15 protein-coding genes and 2 pseudogenes are annotated in these 17989 nt (G+C 67.3%); 6 read left to right on the plus strand and 11 right to left on the minus strand.

Translation table 11 applies throughout. The features are described from left to right. Positions 1-212: 212 nt before the first annotated feature. From octT to AWC25_RS21275, 9 genes and pseudogenes are all read right to left on the minus strand, one after another. Positions 213-941, minus strand: a pseudogene (gene octT / locus AWC25_RS21235) (diglucosylglycerate octanoyltransferase); the annotation flags it as partial. A 5-nt stretch (positions 942-946) separates the two neighbouring features. After that, the gene (gene gpgP / locus AWC25_RS21240; protein ID WP_069398973.1) at positions 947-1606 is read right to left on the minus strand and encodes a glucosyl-3-phosphoglycerate phosphatase; all 660 of its coding nucleotides are present in this window, start codon (positions 1604-1606) and stop codon (positions 947-949) included. Continuing rightward, complete coding sequence (gene rsfS / locus AWC25_RS21245) at positions 1603-1986, minus strand: ribosome silencing factor (protein WP_069398974.1); 384 nt, start codon at positions 1984-1986, stop codon at positions 1603-1605. The genes gpgP and rsfS overlap by 4 nt, the downstream gene beginning before the upstream one ends. Next, positions 1983-2651 (minus strand): nicotinate-nucleotide adenylyltransferase, encoded by a 669-nt coding sequence (gene nadD, locus AWC25_RS21250; protein ID WP_084229151.1) that lies wholly within the window; start codon positions 2649-2651, stop codon positions 1983-1985. Before nadD ends, rsfS begins: the two co-directional genes overlap by 4 nt. 144 nt (positions 2652-2795) lie before the next feature. Then, positions 2796-4250 carry a vWA domain-containing protein gene (locus tag AWC25_RS21255; protein WP_069398976.1) on the minus strand — a complete coding sequence of 485 codons (1455 nt, stop codon included), beginning with the start codon at positions 4248-4250 and terminating at the stop codon, positions 2796-2798. Beyond that, positions 4250-5125 carry an AAA family ATPase gene (locus AWC25_RS21260; RefSeq protein ID WP_069398977.1) on the minus strand — a complete coding sequence of 292 codons (876 nt, stop codon included), beginning with the start codon at positions 5123-5125 and terminating at the stop codon, positions 4250-4252. The genes AWC25_RS21255 and AWC25_RS21260 overlap by 1 nt, the downstream gene beginning before the upstream one ends. A gap of 30 nt (positions 5126-5155) precedes the next feature. After that, positions 5156-6415 carry a glutamate-5-semialdehyde dehydrogenase gene (locus tag AWC25_RS21265; RefSeq protein ID WP_085167555.1) on the minus strand — a complete coding sequence of 420 codons (1260 nt, stop codon included), beginning with the start codon at positions 6413-6415 and terminating at the stop codon, positions 5156-5158. 58 nt (positions 6416-6473) lie between these two features. Beyond that, positions 6474-7877, minus strand: coding sequence for a mechanosensitive ion channel family protein (locus AWC25_RS21270; RefSeq protein WP_085167523.1), 1404 nt, complete (start codon positions 7875-7877; stop codon positions 6474-6476). Beyond that, a complete protein-coding gene (locus tag AWC25_RS21275; protein WP_372513446.1) occupies positions 7877-10087 on the minus strand; it encodes an adenylate/guanylate cyclase domain-containing protein in 2211 nt (736 codons plus the stop codon). Before AWC25_RS21275 ends, AWC25_RS21270 begins: the two co-directional genes overlap by 1 nt. Positions 10088-10212: 125 nt before the next feature. On the opposite strand from AWC25_RS21275, the gene AWC25_RS21280 reads away from it, so the two are divergent. After that, the gene (locus AWC25_RS21280; protein ID WP_085167525.1) at positions 10213-11091 is read left to right on the plus strand and encodes a ribokinase; all 879 of its coding nucleotides are present in this window, start codon (positions 10213-10215) and stop codon (positions 11089-11091) included. Beyond that, complete coding sequence (locus AWC25_RS21285) at positions 11091-11699, plus strand: methyltransferase family protein (protein WP_069398981.1); 609 nt, start codon at positions 11091-11093, stop codon at positions 11697-11699. The genes AWC25_RS21280 and AWC25_RS21285 overlap by 1 nt, the downstream gene beginning before the upstream one ends. Here the strand turns inward: AWC25_RS21285 and AWC25_RS21290 are convergent. Next, complete coding sequence (locus tag AWC25_RS21290) at positions 11696-12505, minus strand: GntR family transcriptional regulator (protein ID WP_142278987.1); 810 nt, start codon at positions 12503-12505, stop codon at positions 11696-11698. The genes AWC25_RS21285 and AWC25_RS21290 overlap by 4 nt on opposite strands. A 129-nt stretch (positions 12506-12634) precedes the next feature. On the opposite strand from AWC25_RS21290, the gene AWC25_RS21295 reads away from it, so the two are divergent. The 4 genes and pseudogenes from AWC25_RS21295 to AWC25_RS21310 all read left to right on the plus strand — a co-directional run bounded on the left by AWC25_RS21295 (position 12635) and on the right by AWC25_RS21310 (position 15907). After that, a complete protein-coding gene (locus AWC25_RS21295) occupies positions 12635-13537 on the plus strand; it encodes an isocitrate lyase/PEP mutase family protein (protein WP_085167529.1) in 903 nt (300 codons plus the stop codon). Continuing rightward, positions 13528-14775 carry a 3-isopropylmalate dehydratase large subunit gene (locus tag AWC25_RS21300; RefSeq protein WP_085167531.1) on the plus strand — a complete coding sequence of 416 codons (1248 nt, stop codon included), beginning with the start codon at positions 13528-13530 and terminating at the stop codon, positions 14773-14775. The genes AWC25_RS21295 and AWC25_RS21300 overlap by 10 nt, the downstream gene beginning before the upstream one ends. After that, positions 14772-15333 (plus strand): annotated as a pseudogene (locus AWC25_RS21305) (LeuD/DmdB family oxidoreductase small subunit). The gene AWC25_RS21300 and the pseudogene AWC25_RS21305 overlap by 4 nt, the downstream one beginning before the upstream one ends. A 160-nt stretch (positions 15334-15493) precedes the next feature. Further along, positions 15494-15907, plus strand: coding sequence for a hypothetical protein (locus tag AWC25_RS21310; RefSeq protein WP_084229152.1), 414 nt, complete (start codon positions 15494-15496; stop codon positions 15905-15907). 26 nt (positions 15908-15933) lie between these two features. Here the strand turns inward: AWC25_RS21310 and AWC25_RS21315 are convergent, their stop codons facing one another. Continuing rightward, a complete protein-coding gene (locus AWC25_RS21315) occupies positions 15934-17976 on the minus strand; it encodes an NAD(+) synthase (RefSeq protein WP_085167533.1) in 2043 nt (680 codons plus the stop codon). Positions 17977-17989 lie beyond the last annotated feature (13 nt).

Below are 17989 nucleotides of genomic sequence, written 5' to 3' on the forward strand. Positions count from 1 at the left end.
TCGTCTTGCATCGTCGGCGGCGCGAATCACGGTCAACCGCGCGGCTTCTCGCCGGCGAGGCCGGCTTGATTGCGCGGCTTCTCCCCCTCGCGCTGCGCGCTCTGCATCGTGGCGGCGGCGGCCTGATTGCGCGGCTCCTCCCCCTCGCGCTGCGCGCTCTGCATCGTCGCCGCGCCGGCCTGATCGCGCGGCTCCTCCCCCTCGCGCTGCGCGCTCTGCATCGTCGCCGCGCCGGCCTCGGCGAGCGCCTTGAGCATCAGCTCGGCTACCGCCTGGTGCGCCTCGAAATTCCAGTGGATCCCGTCCGGGTTACCACAACCACTCATAACCTGCTCGGCCACAGCGGCTTTCAGATCCACCAGGGGAACATCGTGATGCTGCGCCCATTCGGTGATCGCCGCCGCGGTGGCGGCGCGGCCGTGATGGGCCTTGCCGTACGTCTCGGCGATATGGACCGAGGGCAGCGACGCCACAATCGGAATGCCCGGCCTGTTGAAATCGATTGCGCCACGGGTCTGTTCGAGATACTCGGCACTCAGGTGCGGCGGCAGCGCGGCCCTGGCCACCGGCGACAGCCTGGGTTGCAGCCAGCCGTAGCCGTCGCGCACCCAGCGCCGCAGCCGGGGTGGGCGGACGTAGCGGATCAGCTCGCGCAGCGCCGTCGGCAGCACCGACGGCAGCGAATCCATTCCGCCGGTCGCGAATATCACCGCGCCGGCTTTGGGCAGCGCGGCCCAGGCTCGCGGATCCTGCGTCGCGGCCCACCACACGTCTCGACACGTCCAGCCGATCCGACCGATCAGTTCGACATCCCAATCCAATTGGGCACCAACGATATTGGGCCATATTCGCGGATCGTCGGCGGGCAGGCCGCCAGTCGGGCCGTAGTAGGCCAGCGAGTCGGCGAAGACCAGCAGGGTCGGTCGTACGTCAACAGACATCGTTTTCAGCCCTGCGCCGAAGCATTCCACACGTCCAGGCGCCACCGAATGCTGTTGAACTCGGCGTCGCCATCGGGAGAGTGGCCGGAGAGCTGCACCCAGCTGGCATTGCCCATGCCGCCCAGGATCGGCCAGTTGGCGATCGGAAGCCGCAGCAGCGCAGCCGATAACGCGGCGATGAGACCGCCGTGGGCGACCAGCACCACCGGTCGGTCCGGTTCGGCGGCGTCCCCCCAGTCCGATTCGCCGGCCACCAGCTCGGCGACCAGCGGCACGCTGCGCGCGGCGACGTCGACCCTGCTCTCGCCGCCGTGCGGCGCCCAGGTGGCGTCCTCCCGCCAAGTGATCCGCGCGCCCGGTGCCTGCGCATCAACCTCGCTGTGGGTCAGGCCTTGCCAGTCGCCCAGGTGCGTCTCGCGCAGCCGCTCGTCCACCCGCACCTGCAGCCCGGTCCGCTCCCCCAGCGTGGTCGCGGTGTCGTAGGCGCGATGCAAATCGGACGACACGATCAGCATCGGTTGCAACTTTCCCAGCACCTCGGCGGCCGCGACCGCCTGAGCCCTGCCGAGTTCGGTGAGCGCGGAGTCCAGCTGACCCTGCATCCGGCTGCCGGCGTTGAAGTCGGTTTGCCCATGCCGCAACATAATTAGCCGCCGGATACTCATTTTGCGCTGTCCTGATCGCTGTCGTCGATCTCGACCGGCAGGACCGGGCAGTCACCCCACAAGCGATCCAAGGCGTAGAAGTTGCGATCGTCCTGGTGCTGGATGTGCACGACGATGTCGCGGTAGTCCAGCAGCGTCCAGCGACCCTCTCGGGCGCCCTCCCGGCGCGCCGGCTTGTAGCCGGACTTCAGCATCTTTTCTTCGACCTCGTCGACGATCGCGTTGACCTGCCGCTCATTGGACGCCGACGCGATGACGAAACAGTCCGTGATGACCAGCTGCCCGGAGACGTCGATGACGACGACATCGTTGGCGAGCTTGGCGGCCGCGGCGTTGGCCGCGATGGTGGCCATCTCGATGGCTTCCGGCGTGGCGCTCATGTGCCATTGCCCGCCGCGAGGCTGGACTGGGTGGCGTCGAGATCGTCGCCCACGGGTTCGCGATAGAGCCGGCGCTTGGAGACGTATTGCACGACGCCGTCGGGCATCAGGTACCACAGCGGCCGGCGCTGGGCGGCACGCTTGCGGCAATCGGTCGACGAGATGGCCAGCGCCGGAATTTCGACCAGGGCGAGGGCATCCTGGGCCAGCTCCCCGAGTGCGTCGGTGATGTGCTCGCGGCGCAAGTCGTAGCCGGGCCGGCTGACGCCGATGAACCGCGCCAGGTCGAACAGCATCTCCCAGCCCTGCCAGGACAGGATGGAGGACAGCGCGTCGGCGCCGGTGATGAAGAACAGCTCGGCGTCCGGGTTGAGCGCGTGTAGATCCTGCAGGGTGTCCTTGGTGTAGGTGGGTCCGCCGCGGTCGATGTCGACGCGGCTGACCGAGAACCGCGGATTGGACGCCGTCGCGATCACCGTCATCAGGTACCGGTCCTCGGCCGCGGAAACGTTGCGGGACTTCTGCCACGGCTGTCCGCTGGGCACGAATACCACTTCGTCGAGGTCGAACAGGTCGGCCACCTCGCTGGCGGCAACCAGATGCCCGTAATGGATGGGATCGAATGTCCCACCCATCACTCCGAGCCGGCGACGGGGTTTTTGCACGATGTGCCAGCTTACCGGGCCGCTCGCGGCGCCCGCCCGGCCGGCAGTTGCCGCGCCGTGCTCACCGCGCCCCCTCAGTCCCGTCCCGGACGCCCACGGACGAATTGCGGGCGATTTTGCTGCGCAGCACCCACACTCGGCGGCTCACACCGGCAGCAGTTGGTCGATCACCGTCGCGAGCTGCTTGGCGGATCGGCATTCGTGCATGGTGATCACCTCTTCGTAGCGCGGCACCGCCGAGTCGCCGCTGCCCCACAGGTGACGGGGCTCGGGATTGAGCCAGTGGGCGTGCCGGGCGGCGGTGACCATATCGGAGAGGACGTCGAGGGCCGGGTCGCGGTAGTTGGTGCGCCCGTCGCCGAGCACCAACAACGAGCTGCGCGGCGACAGCACATTCGGATTGGCCTGCACGAACGAGACGAACGCATTGCCGTAGTCGGAGTGCCCGTCGCGGCTGTATACCCCGGCTTCGCGGGTGATCCGCTGAATCGCCACGGCCAGATCGCATTCCGGGCCGAACATGTGCGTCACCTCGTCGGTGGTGTCGATGAAGGCGAACACCCGTACTCGGGAGAACTGTTGGCGCAGCGCGTGCACCAGCAGCAGGGTGAAATGACTGAAACCAGCCACCGAGCCGGACACGTCGCACAGCACCACCAGTTCCGGCCGCGCCGGGCGCGGTTTGGCCAAAACCACGTCGATCGGTACCCCGCCGGTGGACATCGACTTGCGCAATGTCTTTCGCAGATCGATGGTCCCGGCGCGGCTACGACGCCGGCGCGCCGCCAGCCGGGTGGCCAGGGTGCGTGCCAGCGGCGCCACCACCCGCTGCATCTGGCGCAGCTGGTCGCCGGAGGCCCGCAGAAACTCGACGTTCTCGGAAAGCTGTGGGATGCCGTACATCTGGACGTGGTCGCGCCCTAGCTGCTCGGCGGTGCGCCGCTTGGTCTCGGCGTCGACCAGCTTGCGCAACTGGGTAATCCGCTGCGCTGCAAGTGCTTTGGCGATCTGTTCCTGGGTAGGGGTCGGTTCGTCGTAAGGGGCCAGCAGGCCCGCGAGCAACTTGCCCTCCAGCTCGTCGAGCGCCATCGCCTTGAGGGCCTGATACGACGAGAACGACGGACCGCGACTGGAGCTGTACTTGCCGTAGGCCTCGACGATCCGCGCGATCATCGCGACGAGTCGCTGGTCCAGGTCGGCCAGGTCCTCGTTCTGGGTGAGTAGGTCGAGCAGCATCTGCCGCATCGCCTCGACATCGTCGGGCGGCAGGGCGTCGCCGTCGGAGCCCGAATCGCCCGCCTCGTCCGCCTCGTCCATGACGACGGCGCGCGCACCCATCGCCGCGGGGAACCACAGGTCGAACATCGCGTCGTAGGTCTCGCGGTGGTCGGGCTGGCGCAGCACCGCGCAGGCGATGCCTTCGCGCAGCACGTTGCGGTTACTCAGGCCGAGCGTGGCCATCACCCGTCCGGCGTCCACCGTCTCCGATGGGCCTACCGAAATCCCCACCCCGCGAAGCGCTTCCACGAAGCCGACCAGGTGACCGGGCAACCCGTGTGGGGCCAGGGGCCGGGAAGGGCGGACGCGGCGCGGGGGCATCAGTTCAGCCTTAACTCTCCAGCGGCGCGTTGCTGATCCGATTGGTGTTTGAGGACCACGCCCAGCGTCTGGGCGACGACGGCATCGTCGATGGTGTCCATCCCCAGTGCCAGCAGGGTGCGGCCCCAGTCGATGGTCTCGGCGATCGACGGCACCTTCTTGAGCTGCATGCCCCGCATGACACCGATGATGCGCACCAGCTCCTCGGCCAGATGGGCGGGCAACTCGGGCACCCGGGACAACAGGATGCGGCGTTCCAGGTCGGGTGTCGGGAAGTCGATGTGCAGGAACAGGCAACGACGCTTGAGCGCCTCCGACAGTTCGCGGGTGGCGTTGGAGGTCAACACCACCAGCGGCGTCCGTTCGGCGGTGATGGTGCCCAGCTCGGGAACGGTCACCGCGAAATCGGACAACACCTCCAACAGCAAGCCCTCGATTTCGATATCGGCCTTGTCGGTCTCGTCGATCAGCAGCACGGTCGGCTCGGTGCGCCGGATGGCGGTCAGCAACGGACGCTGCAGCAGGAACTCCTCGCTGAACACGTCGTCCTTGGTCTGATCCCAGTCACCCGAGCCGGCCTGGATCCGCAGGATCTGCTTGGCGTGGTTCCACTCGTAGAGGGCGCGGGCCTCGTCGACACCCTCGTAGCACTGCAGCCGCACCAGACCCGAGTCGGTGGCCTGCGCGATGGCGCGCGCCAGCTCCGTCTTGCCCACCCCCGCGGGCCCCTCCACCAGCAGCGGCTTGCCCAGCCGATCCGCCAGAAACACCGCGGTCGCGGTGGCGGTGTCGGGCAGGTAGCCGGTCTCGGCCAACCGCCGCGAGACGTCGGCGATGTCGGCGAACAGCGGAGTCGACCTGGCGGGCACGCTCACAATCTCAGTTCTCCTAAAACTAGATCGGGGTCAGGCCGGGCGAACCTGGCCGTCTCCCCACGCGATCCATTTGGTCGAGGTCAGTTCCGGCAGACCCATCGGACCGCGGGCATGCAGTTTCTGGGTCGAGATACCGATCTCGGCGCCGAAACCGAATTGCTCGCCGTCGGTAAAACCGGTCGACGCGTTGACCATCACCGCGGCCGCATCGACCCCGTCGGTAAACCGTTGCGCCGCAGCCATATTGTCGGTCACGATGGCCTCGGTGTGTCCGGTCCCGTATTCGTTGATGTGGGCGATCGCGGCGTCCACGCCGTCGACCACCGTCACCGCGATGTCCATCGACAGGTATTCGCGGCGCAGGTCGTCCTCGCTCGGCGCCTCGAGCAATCCGCCGTGCACGGTCACGCCGGCGTCCTGCAGCGCCGCCACCAGTCGGGGCACCGCATGCGCGGCGATCGCCCGGTCCACCAACAACGTCTCGGCGGCGTTGCACACGCTGGGCCGCCGGGTCTTGGAGTTGAGCAGGATCCGCTCGGCCACATCCAAATCCGCACCGCCGTCGACGTAGACGTGGCAGTTGCCGACACCGGTCTCGATGGTGGGCACCTGCGCGTCGCGCACCACCGCCTCGATCAGGCTGGCGCCGCCGCGGGGGATCACCACATCGACCAAGCCGCGCGCCTGGATCAGGTGCGTGACCGTGGACCGGTCGTCGGCGCAGAGCAGTTGGACGGCGTCGGCGGGCAGGTCTTCGCTGGCCAGCGACGAACGCAGCACCTCGACCAGCGCCTGGTTGGATCGCGCCGCGGACGAACTGCCGCGCAGCAGCACGGCATTGCCCGACTTCAGCGCCAGACCGAAGGCGTCGACGGTGACATTGGGCCGGCCCTCGTAGATCATTCCGACCACGCCGAGCGGAACTCGCTGCTGGCGCAGCTGCAGCCCGTTGGGCAGGGTGTAGCCGCGCAGCACCTCGCCGATCGGGTCGGGCAGCCCCGCCACCTGGCGCAAACCGGCCGCGATGCCGTCCACCCGCGTGGCGTCCAGCGCCAGCCGGTCCAGCATCGCGTCGGACGTCCCCGCGGCCCGGGCCGCATTGAGGTCGTCGACGTTGGCGGCCAGGATCTGCCGGGTGTTTGCGGTGATCGCATTGGCGGCGGAGTGCAGCGCCTGGTCCTTGGCCACCGTCGGCAACAACGCCAGCGCACGGGACGCGATGCGGGCGCGGCGGGCGGCGGCGTGAACCTCCTGACGTAGGTCAGGGCGCGACGGTGCTTGCAGACTCATCGATCCAGGGTATCGGGCTTGAGGCGGCCAGGTAACACGGCCCGGGTCCCGGTCGCCGTCAGCCGACGCGCTCGCCGCGCGCGGCGGCACGCACTTTGCTCTGCCGCTCGTCGATGATGTGCCCGAAATCCTGTAGCAACACCGGCTCGCGCATCACCAGGCGCTCGAGGTGTTCGCGGTCGATTTCCAGCGCGGTGACCTCGTCCAGGGCGTACGCGCCGGCCATGTTCGGCTGCCGGGTCAGCGCGGTCAGCCCGAGAAACGAGCCCTCCTCCAGGATGGTGATCGGCACCACCGACCCGTCCCCCGCGGTGGCCGTCAGCCGTACCCGCCCGGCCACCAGAAACGTCATCCCCGCGGGTACCTGACCCACGTACTCGACGATCTCGCCGGCGCCGTACAGCACGATCCGCGCGCAGGACTGCAGCGCCTGCTGATCGGCGACGGTCAGCCGCAGTGCCGGCGCCACCACGGTCCGCAAGGCATCCGCGACCCGTTCCCGCGTCGAGTAGTCGTCGTCGGCGCCGTCCAGATGCAGCTCGGCCCGGCGGGCGGCGTACCAGATCCAGCGCAGGAACATCGACCGAGCGTCGCCATCGTCGGCCGGCGAGTAGAGCGCGATCGTCGTGGCATATTCGCCGGCCCCGACCGGAACCGAGCGGGGGACGCTGCCGGCTCTCAGTTGCGGTAGCTGAGCGGCGACGCGGGTCAGCAACTCGCATACTCGATCGGGCGGGTCGGCCAGCGAAAACGTCGTCTTGACCGTCAGCCGGTGGGTGCCCGCCGGGCGACTGAGATTGGTGAACGAGGTGCTGGCCAGCGTCGAGTTCGGCATCACCCGAATGCCGCTGCTGGTCTGGATGTGCACCGCCCGCCAGTTCACCTCGACGACGCGACCGCGCTCGTCGGAGGCGTCGAGCCAATCGTCGATGCGGAAGGGCTGCTCGAACAGCATGAACAGGCCGGACACGATCTGGCCCACGGAGTTCTGCAGCATCAGGCCGAGGACGACGGACGTCACGCCCAGCGCGGTGAACACACCGCCCACCCGGACGCCCCAGATCACCGACAAGATGATGGCCAGGCCGACGCCGATCAGCGCGAACCGGGCCACGTCGAGGAAAATCGTCGGCAACCGTTTGCGCCAGCTGTCCTGCGGCGCGCTTTCGAACACCGTGGCATTGAGGCCGGACAGCAGTAGCACCAGCACCAGGAAGCCGAACACCGTGGACAGGATGCGCACCGTGGCATCCCCGGACGGCACCTGCGCGGCCTTGACCACCAGCAGCAGTAGTGCGACCAGCGGCAGCACCGCGTTGCGCAGCAAGCTGACCTGCCTGGCCAGTCGGTTGTGGCGGCGAAGCAGCGCGTGGTGCAGCTCGGTGAGCAGGATCAGCGCGACGGGAAATCCGAGCGCGACACCGATGGCCCAGTAGAACCAAGACGAATGGAACGCGTTCATCAACGCTCCGACAACCGGTAGATCGGCTGATCCTTGCCACCGACCGAAATCGTGCCGGCTGAGCTGAATTGCCGGGTATCCCGCATCGCCTCGTACACGCTCGAGGTGACGTAGATGCCGGGTTGCGGTGCGCCACTGTGCATTTGGTAGGCCAGGCTCACCGCGCCGCCCCACATGTCGTAGACCAGGCTGGATCTGCCCACCAGGCCGCTGACCACGTTGCCGGTGTTGATGCCGACCCGCAGCCGCAGTTGATGCGAGCTTTGGCTATTGAACCGGTCGATGATCTGGCGCATCTCCAACGCGAATTCGATGCTGCGGTAGATGCTGTCCAACCGCGGGGTAAGGACACCGCAGCTGGCCAGGTATCCGTTGTGGAAGGTTCGAATGCGTTCGACGCCAAGGGATTCGGCCGCCGCGTCGAACTGCCGGAACAGATCGTCGACTATCCCGATCAGTTGGTCTGCGCTGAGATCGTTCGAAATCTCGTCCAGACCGACGATGTCGGCGAAAATGATGGCGACGTCCTGGTGGGTTTGCGAGATGGTTTCCTGCCCCTCGCGATAGCGTTGCGCCACCGATTCGGGCATGAGCGCCAACAGCAGCCGGTCGTTTTCCTTGCGTTGTTCGTTGAGCAGCTCGTCCTTGATGGCCAGATTCCGGCTCATCTCGTTGAAAGCCTGTGTGAGATCGCCGATTTCGTCGCGAGAGCGCACCGGGATGCTGAATTCGTAGTCACCGGCGCTGATCTTCTGGGTACCGGCCTGCAGCCTGCGGACCGGCCGCAGCATCACCTGGGCGAGCAGCATCGACGCTACGCATACGACGAAGATCATGGTTGCGACGCTGATCACCAGGGTTTGGCTGAACCTGCCCAGCCGCGCGAACGCGTCGGCGTCATCGCGTGTCACCAGAATCGACCAGTGCAGATCCGAATCCGGCACGTTCAGCGGCGCAAAAGCCTCCATTTCGTTGTTGCCGGTGTAGTCGGTCGCGGTGACGGTCCCGGTCTGACCGCGTTGCGCGGCGCGGAAACCCGCGGTGATCGCCGGCTGCACCAGCGTCGTGGTCCCCAGCCGGATCGCCCGCTGCACGACGTCGGGCGAGGTGCCGGCGGCCACCGCTTCGCGCTGGTACTTCTGCGGGTCCTGCAGGAAAAGCCGGGAATCTGAACGCATCAACCCGTCGGATCCCACCAGATAGGACTCGGTCGACGGGCCCATTCCGGCCGCCTCCCACTGCTTCTCGGCGGTCATGATGCTGTTGATCTTCGAGATTGGTAGGGGCAGCGCCATGACACCCTCGACCTTGCCGTTCATCCCGATCGGTGAGACCACCCACGCCGTGGGGGCGGCCAGGGCGGGCTGATACTGCTGGAAGTCGGTGATCCAGACGAAGTCCACATCGTTGGAGCGCATCGCCTTTTGGTAGGCGTCGCGCAGGTTGGTTTCGCGATAGGGGCCGGTGAGGATATTGGTGCCGAGGTCGGGGCCTTTTTGCACCGAGTAGACGACGGTCCCCTGGTCATCGAGCAGCAGTGCATCGCGGTAATCGAACCGGGTGACGATGTCGCGCAAGTAGAAATCGAAGCGGGCGTTGGCCGCCGACCAGGCGCTGCCGTCGCCGGCGTCGGCCGGCGGCAACGATTCCGAAGCGGTCCGCGGTGCTGCGGTGTAGTAAGCCTGCAGGTACTTCTGCGCATTGGAGGTCGGCAGAATGGCGTTGAGGTCGACGGTCTCTCCGGTGACCCGGCTGATCGGTTTGATCATGTCGTTGTTGTAGTAGTTGATCAGCCCCTGCTGTTGAGCCGGCGTAATTTGCGCGTTGGCCAGTTGTCCGTAGGCGGCCGCAAAGGCCCGTTCGGCGTCGACGACGCTGAACCCGCCGCTGTAGACGATCACCGAGTTGGTGACTTCCTTGAAGAGCGTCAGCAGTTGGCGCTTCTGGGACTCCCGCAATTCGGTCAGCCGCTCGGACTCCACTTGCCGCAAGGCGGTGCGACCGGACAGAGCGCCGATCAGGCCGACGACGGCGACCGACAAGATGCTGCACACCAATAACGTCATCAACAGCTTGGACTGGATGCCCACCCGGAACAGCCGGCGGCGGCGCGGCTTCGGTGCGAGATCAGCGGGCTGAGGTGCGACTGCCTCGTGCGTCGGGCCGGATGCGGTGACCGACGTGGCGTCGGCCAGTTCATGCGATGTCAATCGCCTGCCCCTTCCTCGGAAGCCGCCGTTCACGCAGCACCCTAGCGCGCGGACGTCACAAAATTGGCGTTTGCGAGCCGCAATTGGCTTCAAAAGGCCAGTCAAGGGCGACTAACGTTGGCCGCATGGCACGGCTCTGCGTCGTCGGCAGCGTGAACATGGACATGACGTGCGCTGTCGATGCTCTGCCCCGCCCGGGACAGACGGTGCTCGCGTCGTCGTTGCACTACGCGCCGGGCGGCAAGGGCGGCAACCAGGCCGTGGCCGCGGCGCGGGCGGGCGCGCAGGTGCAATTCATCGGTGCGGTCGGCGACGACGACAAGGCGGCACCGTTGTGGGCGCATTTGTCGGACAACGGCGTTGGTTTGGACGCGAGCGTCGCGGTACCCGGCCCCAGCGGGACGGCGATCATCGTCGTCGACGGTCACGCGGAGAACACCATCGTGGTGGCCCCCGGCGCCAACGGCCTGCTCACCGTGAGCTCCGCGGCGGCCCGCACGGTTGTCGAGCGTTGCGAGGTGTTGTTGACGCAGTTGGAGATTCCGGTCGGTACCGCCGTCGACGCGGCGCGCCAAGCGAAGACCGCCGGCGCGGTCGTCATGGTGAATGCGTCGCCGGTCGGGCACGACCCGGGCGCGCTGGCCGAGTTGGCCGAGCTCGCCGATGTGGTGATCGCCAATGAGTCCGAGGCCGAAGAATGGTCATGGCGGCCAACGTTTTTGGTGACGACGCTGGGCCCCCGCGGCGCCCGGTGCGTCAGTGCCGCGGACGAGTTTTGGGTGCCCGCGCCGTCGGTGAAGGCGGTGGACACCACCGGTGCGGGCGACGTCTTCGCCGGAGTATTGGCCGCGCACTGGCCACCGGGCGCGGGGTCGCGAGCCGAGCATCTGGCCGCGTTGCAGCGGGCGTGTGCCGCGGCCGCGCTGTCGACACTGGTACCCGGCGCCGGTGACTGCGCACCAGACGCCCGCGCCATCGACACCGCGGTGTCCGGGGCTTCGTGATGCACGCCGCGGCCGGCATTGCGTTGGCCCTTCTGACGGCGTTCGGCGTGCTCGGATTCGGTTGGCGCAGTTGGCTACAGTACCGGCGCACTGGTTCCGCTGGCCTTCGCCGGATCAGCGGCGGACCCATCGAATGGCTTGCAGGCGCGGGGTTTGTGCTCGCGCTGGCGGTGACGGTAAGCGCCCCGCTCGCCCAGCTGGGTGACCTCATCGCGCCACCGCGTGTGTTGAACGACGGCCGGATTCAGGCCGCAGGGATTGTGATTGCGTTGGGTGGCATCGCGGCGACGGTGTATGCGCAACTGGTGATGGGCGATTCGTGGCGGATCGGGGTGGACAAACGCGAGACCACGCCGCTGGTGACCACCGGTATCTTCGGGCGGGTGCGCAATCCGATCTACACGGCCATGTTCGTGTTTGCCCTCGGCATCACACTGGTGACGCCGAATGTCGTTGCGCTGATCGGCTTCGTCCTGCTCGTCGCGACGGTCGAGCTGCAGGTGCGCCGGGTCGAGGAGCCGCACTTGCGGCGCGTCCACGGCGATACATATGCGGCGTACACGGAAAGTGTCGGCCGCTTCGTTCCGGGCGTCGGGTTGATTCGTTAGCGCGGGTCTCGGCGCACATCGTGGGCGATCGCAAAACCGCCACCGGTCTCCAACTCCGCCGCCGACTGAGTCATCAGCACGCGACTACGGCTCGGCGACAACACAATTGATAGGTAGTGGTGTGGTTGGTCGGCGACGAAAGCGACCCGGTTGACGCGGAGCAGCGCCGCGCCGATGGCGGTGTCCAACAGGTGGGCGCTGCGCGGACCGGCGATCTCGGCGGTGATTTCGTGTTGTACCCGCTGGACGACGACGCCGAGACCGGAGAGCAGCTCGTAGAGCGGCTCGCGCTGTAGGGCCGGCACCGTCAACCGCTCCGCCAGTGCGCTGGGCAGCCAGGCTTCGGTGATGATCAATGGCTCGCCGGTCCTGCGTTGCCGCCGCAACCGGACGATCTGCAGCAGCTCCTCAGACGTCTGCAAAGCGTCGGCGACGAATCGCGGCGGGCGCCGGCGCGGGTCGAGTTCGAGCACTTCGACCTCGGTCTCGAACTGGGCCTGCCGCAGTCCGTCCAGATAAGAGCCGCTGGCGGCGGCCAGTGTGGTCGAGCCGTGCTCACACACGAACGAACCGACGCCGCGCCTGCGCTCGATGTAGCCCTGGTCGGCCAGGTCGGCCAGCGCACGACGGACCGTGATCCGCGAAACCCCGAACTGGTCGCACAGCGTTTGCTCGGTGGGTAGTGCGTCACCGGGGGACAACACGCCGCGGTCGATTTCGTCGTGCAGCACTAGAAAAAGCTGCCGGTGCAGCGGCACCCCGGCCCCGGCGGATACCGGACCGTTCGCCGCGCTGGCCTGCCGCATGGTCGCCATGCTCCCACACCGCCCGCATTGCGCCGACCCCATCGGTTGTTATATACATATAACAACCGATGGGGTCGGCGCGGAGGTCCGCCGCGCCCGACGCGGGGATCCCGGACTGAAAGGACGCCGATGGCCACCACCCGCACAATCGAGGCCCGGCGGCGCCTGCGGGAGCTGCTGGACAAACGCGAACTCATCGTCGCGCCAGGGGTTTTCGACGGAATCTCGGCGCAACTGACCAAACGCACCGGGCACGTCGCGGCCTACCTGACCGGGGCGGGCGTCGCCGCCGCCGGCTTCGGCCTGCCCGACATCGGATTGGTCAGCGCGACCGAAATGTCCGAGCGAGCCCGGGTGATCGTCGGCGCGCTCGGCGATGTCCCGCTGATCGCCGACGCCGACACCGGCTACGGCGCGCCGATGAACGTGGTGCGGACCGTGCGGGCCTATGACGACGCCGGAGTCGCGGCAATTCAGTTGGAGGATCAGGTCTTTCCCAAGCGCTGCGGTCACTTGCCGGACAAGCAGGTCGTCGACACGGCCGTGTTCGAGCAGACGCTGGCGGCCGCGCTCGACGCCAGATCCGACAACAACCTCCTCGTCGTGGCCCGCACCGACGCCCGGGCGCCGCTCGGCCTGGACGCGGCCATCGAACGGGCGAACCGTTACGCCCAGGCGGGTGCCGACATCATCTTCGTGGAGGCACCCCGAGGAGCCGAGGAAATCGAGCGCATCGGACGCGAAGTCGACGCCCCGCTGCTGATCAATTTGGTGTTGGGCGGGGTGACCCCGTTGCTGCCGGCGACGCGTCTGCAAGAGCTCGGCTACGCGATCGCGATCCATCCCGGCGATCTGCTGGTGCGCGCCACATTGGCTATGCTGCAGCGCCTTTGCGAGCTCAACGGCACCTCAAAAGAAGATGCCGCCGCGCACCTGCCCGCCAACCCGGCCGATTTCTTCAACCTTGTCGGCATGGCCGAATGGCTGCAACTGGACACCAAATACGCACAGCGGGAGCGCTCATGGGCATGACCATCATCGAGAAGATCCTTTCCTGCAAGGCAGGACTGGACTCGGTGTCGCCAGGCGAGACCGTCGTCGTCGACGTCGACATGACCGTGCTGATTGACCTGCAATTCGCGACCATGTGGATCCAGCCCACCCGGATCCATGATCCCGACAAGCTGGCCGTCGTCATGGACCACGCCGTGCCCGCACCGACCATCAAAGATGCGGCCGGCGGGCCACGCGCCCGCAAGTTCGTCGCCGACTTCGGCATCGAACGCTTTTACGACGTCGGCCGGCACGGCATCTGTCACCAGGTCATCGCCGAGAACGGCCTGGCACGCCCCGGCGAGATCCTGGCCTGTACCGATTCCCACACCTGCGCGGCCGGCGCGTACAACACCGCCGCCCGCGGCCTGGGGCCCGCCGAGGTGTACTCGATCATGTGCACCGGCACCACCTGGTTTCAGGTCGCGCCGACCATCAGGTACGAGTTGGACGGCATCAAGCCAGACACCGTCAGCGGCAAGGACATCTTTCTGCATATTGCCGACAAGTACGGCGACGCCGCGAACATGAACCTGGAATTCGGCGGCCCCGGCCTGGCCGGCGTTCCGATGCACGACCGGCGCACCATCGCAACCCAGGCCGCCGAAATCTCGGCCGACTTCAGCACCTTCGAGTCCGACGACGTGCTGGCCCGATTCCTGGCTGAGGCCGGTGTGACCGGATATGCCTCGGCCGCACCGGATTCCGACGCGTCCTACCACGCGGTGCGCCACATCGACCTGTCGGTCCTGGAACCCTACGTGGCACGGCCGGGCACGGTCAGCCGCAACGGGTTGCCCGTCTCGCAGTTGGGGAGGCAGCGGGTGGACCAGGCATTCATCGGATCGTGCGCAAACGGTCAACTCGAGGACCTCGCGATCGCCGCACACGTGTTGCGGGGCAACTCGGTGGCCCCCGGCGTGCGACTGCTGGTCACCCCGGCTTCCCAAGCGGTCTACCGACAGGCGATGCGGCTGGGCTATTTGCAAGACATCGCCGACGCGGGAGGCGTCGTCACCAACTCCACCTGTGGGGCGTGCTTCGGCTACCACATGGGCGTCGTCGGGCCCGGCGAGGTGTGCATCACGTCGAGCACGCGCAACTTCACCGGACGCATGGGCAGCACCGAGGCCGAGATCTACCTGGCCTCCCCGGCGACGGTGGCCGCGTCGGCGATCACCAGATTCATCACCGACCCAAGGAGTGTGCCGGCATGAGCGTGCGGTTCTCCGGCCGGGTGTGGGTGTTCGGCGACGACCTCAACACCGACGCCATGTACCCCGCATTCGCGATGAAGATGGAACCACCCGAAGCGGCCAGACACATCTTCTACGAGGTCCGCCCCCGGCTGGGCCGATCAGGTTTGCCCGGGCGACATCGTGCTGGCCGGGAAGAATTTCGGCGTCGGCTCCTCGCGACCGGTGGCCGCGCTGTTCACCGAGTTGGGTATCGCCGGGCTGGTCGCCGAGGAATTCAATTCGCTGTTCTTCCGCAATGCCGTGAACGCCGGCCTGCCCGCGATCACCGTGCCCAACGCCACCGCCGTGTTCAGCGAGGGAGATTGTGGAATCTTCGACCTCGACGCGGGCAGTTGGCGCAATGACAGCACCGGAGCGGAGGGGTCGGTTCCGAAGCCGCCCCGCCTGATCCTCGAGATCCTGGAAAGCGGCGGCGTCATGCCCCGGCTGGCCGCACAGGGCTATCTGCCCGCCGAACTCGGCGACCTGCTCCGCTCGAGTGCGGTCGCCATGCGCGGTTCCGGAAGCGGCGCCTGAGGCCGTGAGCCGGCTCACGGCCGCTCCCCGAACCCGCTGACCTGCGAGTGGCAGTAAGTGGCAGCATCCGGCGGCGATCCGGCAGTGCTTTGCGAGCAACCTCGGTGGCATCGGTGTCGACCCGACCAGACCCGACCAGACCCGAGCCGAGAGGAACGTCATGTCCGCCATCACTGTTGACCGCACCCGCACTCGCGACGGCTTGTTGCGCTTCGCCATGCGCGCCGACGCCGCCATCAGTGGCGTGGTCGGTATCGCCGGCCTCCCGCTGGCCGGCTGGCTGGCCCGCATATCCGGCACCACGATCGAGTTCGAATACGGCATGGCCGCGTTCCTGATCGGCTACGGCGTGCTGGTGTTCGGGCTGGCGGCGCTGCCGTCGGTGCTGCGAGCCGGTATCGCGGTCGTCCTCGGCAACCTGCTCTACACGGTGGCCGCCGTGGCGCTCGTGCTCACCGACGTCTTCCCGCTGACCGTCACCGGAGTGATCGTCACCCTGGCATCCGGCATCTACACCCTGTTCTTCGCCGAACTGCAGTACCAGGGTTGGCGGCGCGCGCGGGCGTCGCGCTAGTACGCCGTCCGCGGCCGTAATCGGGGCTAGTCCTCGGGAACCTCGCGGTCGATCTCGTCGAGCCAGATGCGCGCCGACATGTCCGACGGCGCACGCCAATCCCCGCGCGGAGATAGCGCGCCGCCGTGCGAGACCTTGGGGCCGTTGGGCAGCGCCGAACGCTTGAACTGGCTAAACGAGTAAAACCGTTGCACGAACACCTGCAGCCAGTGCCGGATCTCCTTAAGCGAATAGGACGGCCGCTTGTCCTGCGGGAACCCGGCCGGCCAGTTGCCCCGTTCGGGATCGCTCCACGCGTGCCAGGCCAGAAAGGCGATCTTCGACGGCCGGAATCCGAAACGCAGCACGTGGAACAGCGAGAAGTCCTGCAGCGCAAAGGGTCCGACCTTGGCTTCGCTGCTCTGCAACTCTTCTTCTTCCCCGCTGGGAACGAGTTCGGGGGTGATCTCGGTGTCGAGCACCGACTGCAGCACCTCGGCAACGTCCGATGAGAACTGTCCCGACGAGATGACCCAGCGAATCAGGTGCTGGATCAGGGTCTTGGGCACACCGGCGTTGACGTTGTAATGCGACATCTGGTCGCCCACACCGTATGTCGACCAGCCCAGGCCGAGCTCGGAGAGGTCGCCGGTACCCAGCACGATGCCGCCGCGCTGGTTGGCCAGCCGGAACAGGTAGTCGGTGCGCAGCCCCGCTTGGACGTTTTCGAAGGTGACGTCGTACACCTTCTCGCCGCGCGCGAACGGGTGATCCATTTCCTTGAGCATCAGCTGCGCGGTGTCGCGGATGTCGATCTCGGCGAAGGTCACCCCAAGCGCGCGGCACAACTCGATCGCGTTGCGCTTGGTGCGGTCGCCGGTCGCGAAGCCCGGCAACGTGAACGCGAGAATGTCGCTGCGGGGTCGGCTTTCGCGGTCCATCGCCCGAGCGGCGACGATCAGCGCGTGCGTCGAGTCCAGTCCACCGGAGATCCCGATCACGATTTTCGGAAAGTCCAGCGCCCGCATCCGTTGCTCGAGGCCGGACACCTGGATGTTGTAGGCCTCGTAGCAATCGTGTTCCAGCCGTTCAGCATTGGCGGGCACGAAGGGGAACCGTTCGATCTCGCGGCGCAGTCCGATGTCGCCGGCGGGCGGGTCGAGCCGGAACTCGATGCGGCGGAACGACTGCGTCAGGGGCCGGTGGTGGCGGCGGTTGTCGTCGAAGGTCCCCATCCGCAACCGCTCCGAGCGCAGCAACTCGGTGTCGACGTCGGCGACCGAACGGCGCTCTCCCTTGGGGAACCGCTCGGATTCGGCGAGCAGCACGCCGTTTTCGAAGATCATGGTTTGGCCGTCCCACGCCAGGTCGGTGGTCGACTCACCCTCACCGGCGGCGGCATAGACGTAAGCCGCCAGGCAGCGCGACGACGCGGAGCGGGCCAGCAGGCGGCGGTCGTCGGCCCGCCCGATGGTGATCGGGCTGCCCGACAGGTTCGCCAGCACCGTCGCACCGGCCAAGGCCGCCTCGGCGCTCGGTGGGATCGGGACGAACATGTCCTCGCAGATTTCGACGTGCAACACGAAGTCGGGCAGATCGGACGCGGCGAACAGCAGGTCGGGCCCGAAGGGCGCTTCGATGTCGCCGATGCGGATGACGCCGCGCTCGTCGTCACCGGGGGTGATTTGGCGGCGCTCGTAGAACTCCCGATAGGTCGGCAGGTACGACTTGGGGGCCACGCCGAGCACCGCGCCGCGATGGATGACCACCGCGGTGTTGTAAATGCGCTGGCGGTACCGCAGCGGCGCGCCCACCACCAGGACGGGTAGCAGATCCGCCGAGTGCGTGACGATGTCGGCCAGGGCGGCCTCGACGTCGTCGAGCAACAGGTCCTGCAGCACGATGTCTTCGATGGAGTAGCCGGACAGCGTCAATTCGGGAAAGACCGCCAGGCCCACACCGTCGTCGTGGCATGCACCGGCCAACCGCAACACCGACGCGGCGTTGGCCGCCGGGTCGCCGATCGTGGTGTGGTGCGTGCATGCCGCCACGCGGACGAAACCCTGGCTATAGCTGTTGTAGAAGTCCATCGCCCTTCCATTG

It is taken from the genome of Mycobacterium sherrisii (assembly GCF_002102355.1).
In the GTDB taxonomy this organism is placed as follows: domain Bacteria; phylum Actinomycetota; class Actinomycetes; order Mycobacteriales; family Mycobacteriaceae; genus Mycobacterium; species Mycobacterium sherrisii.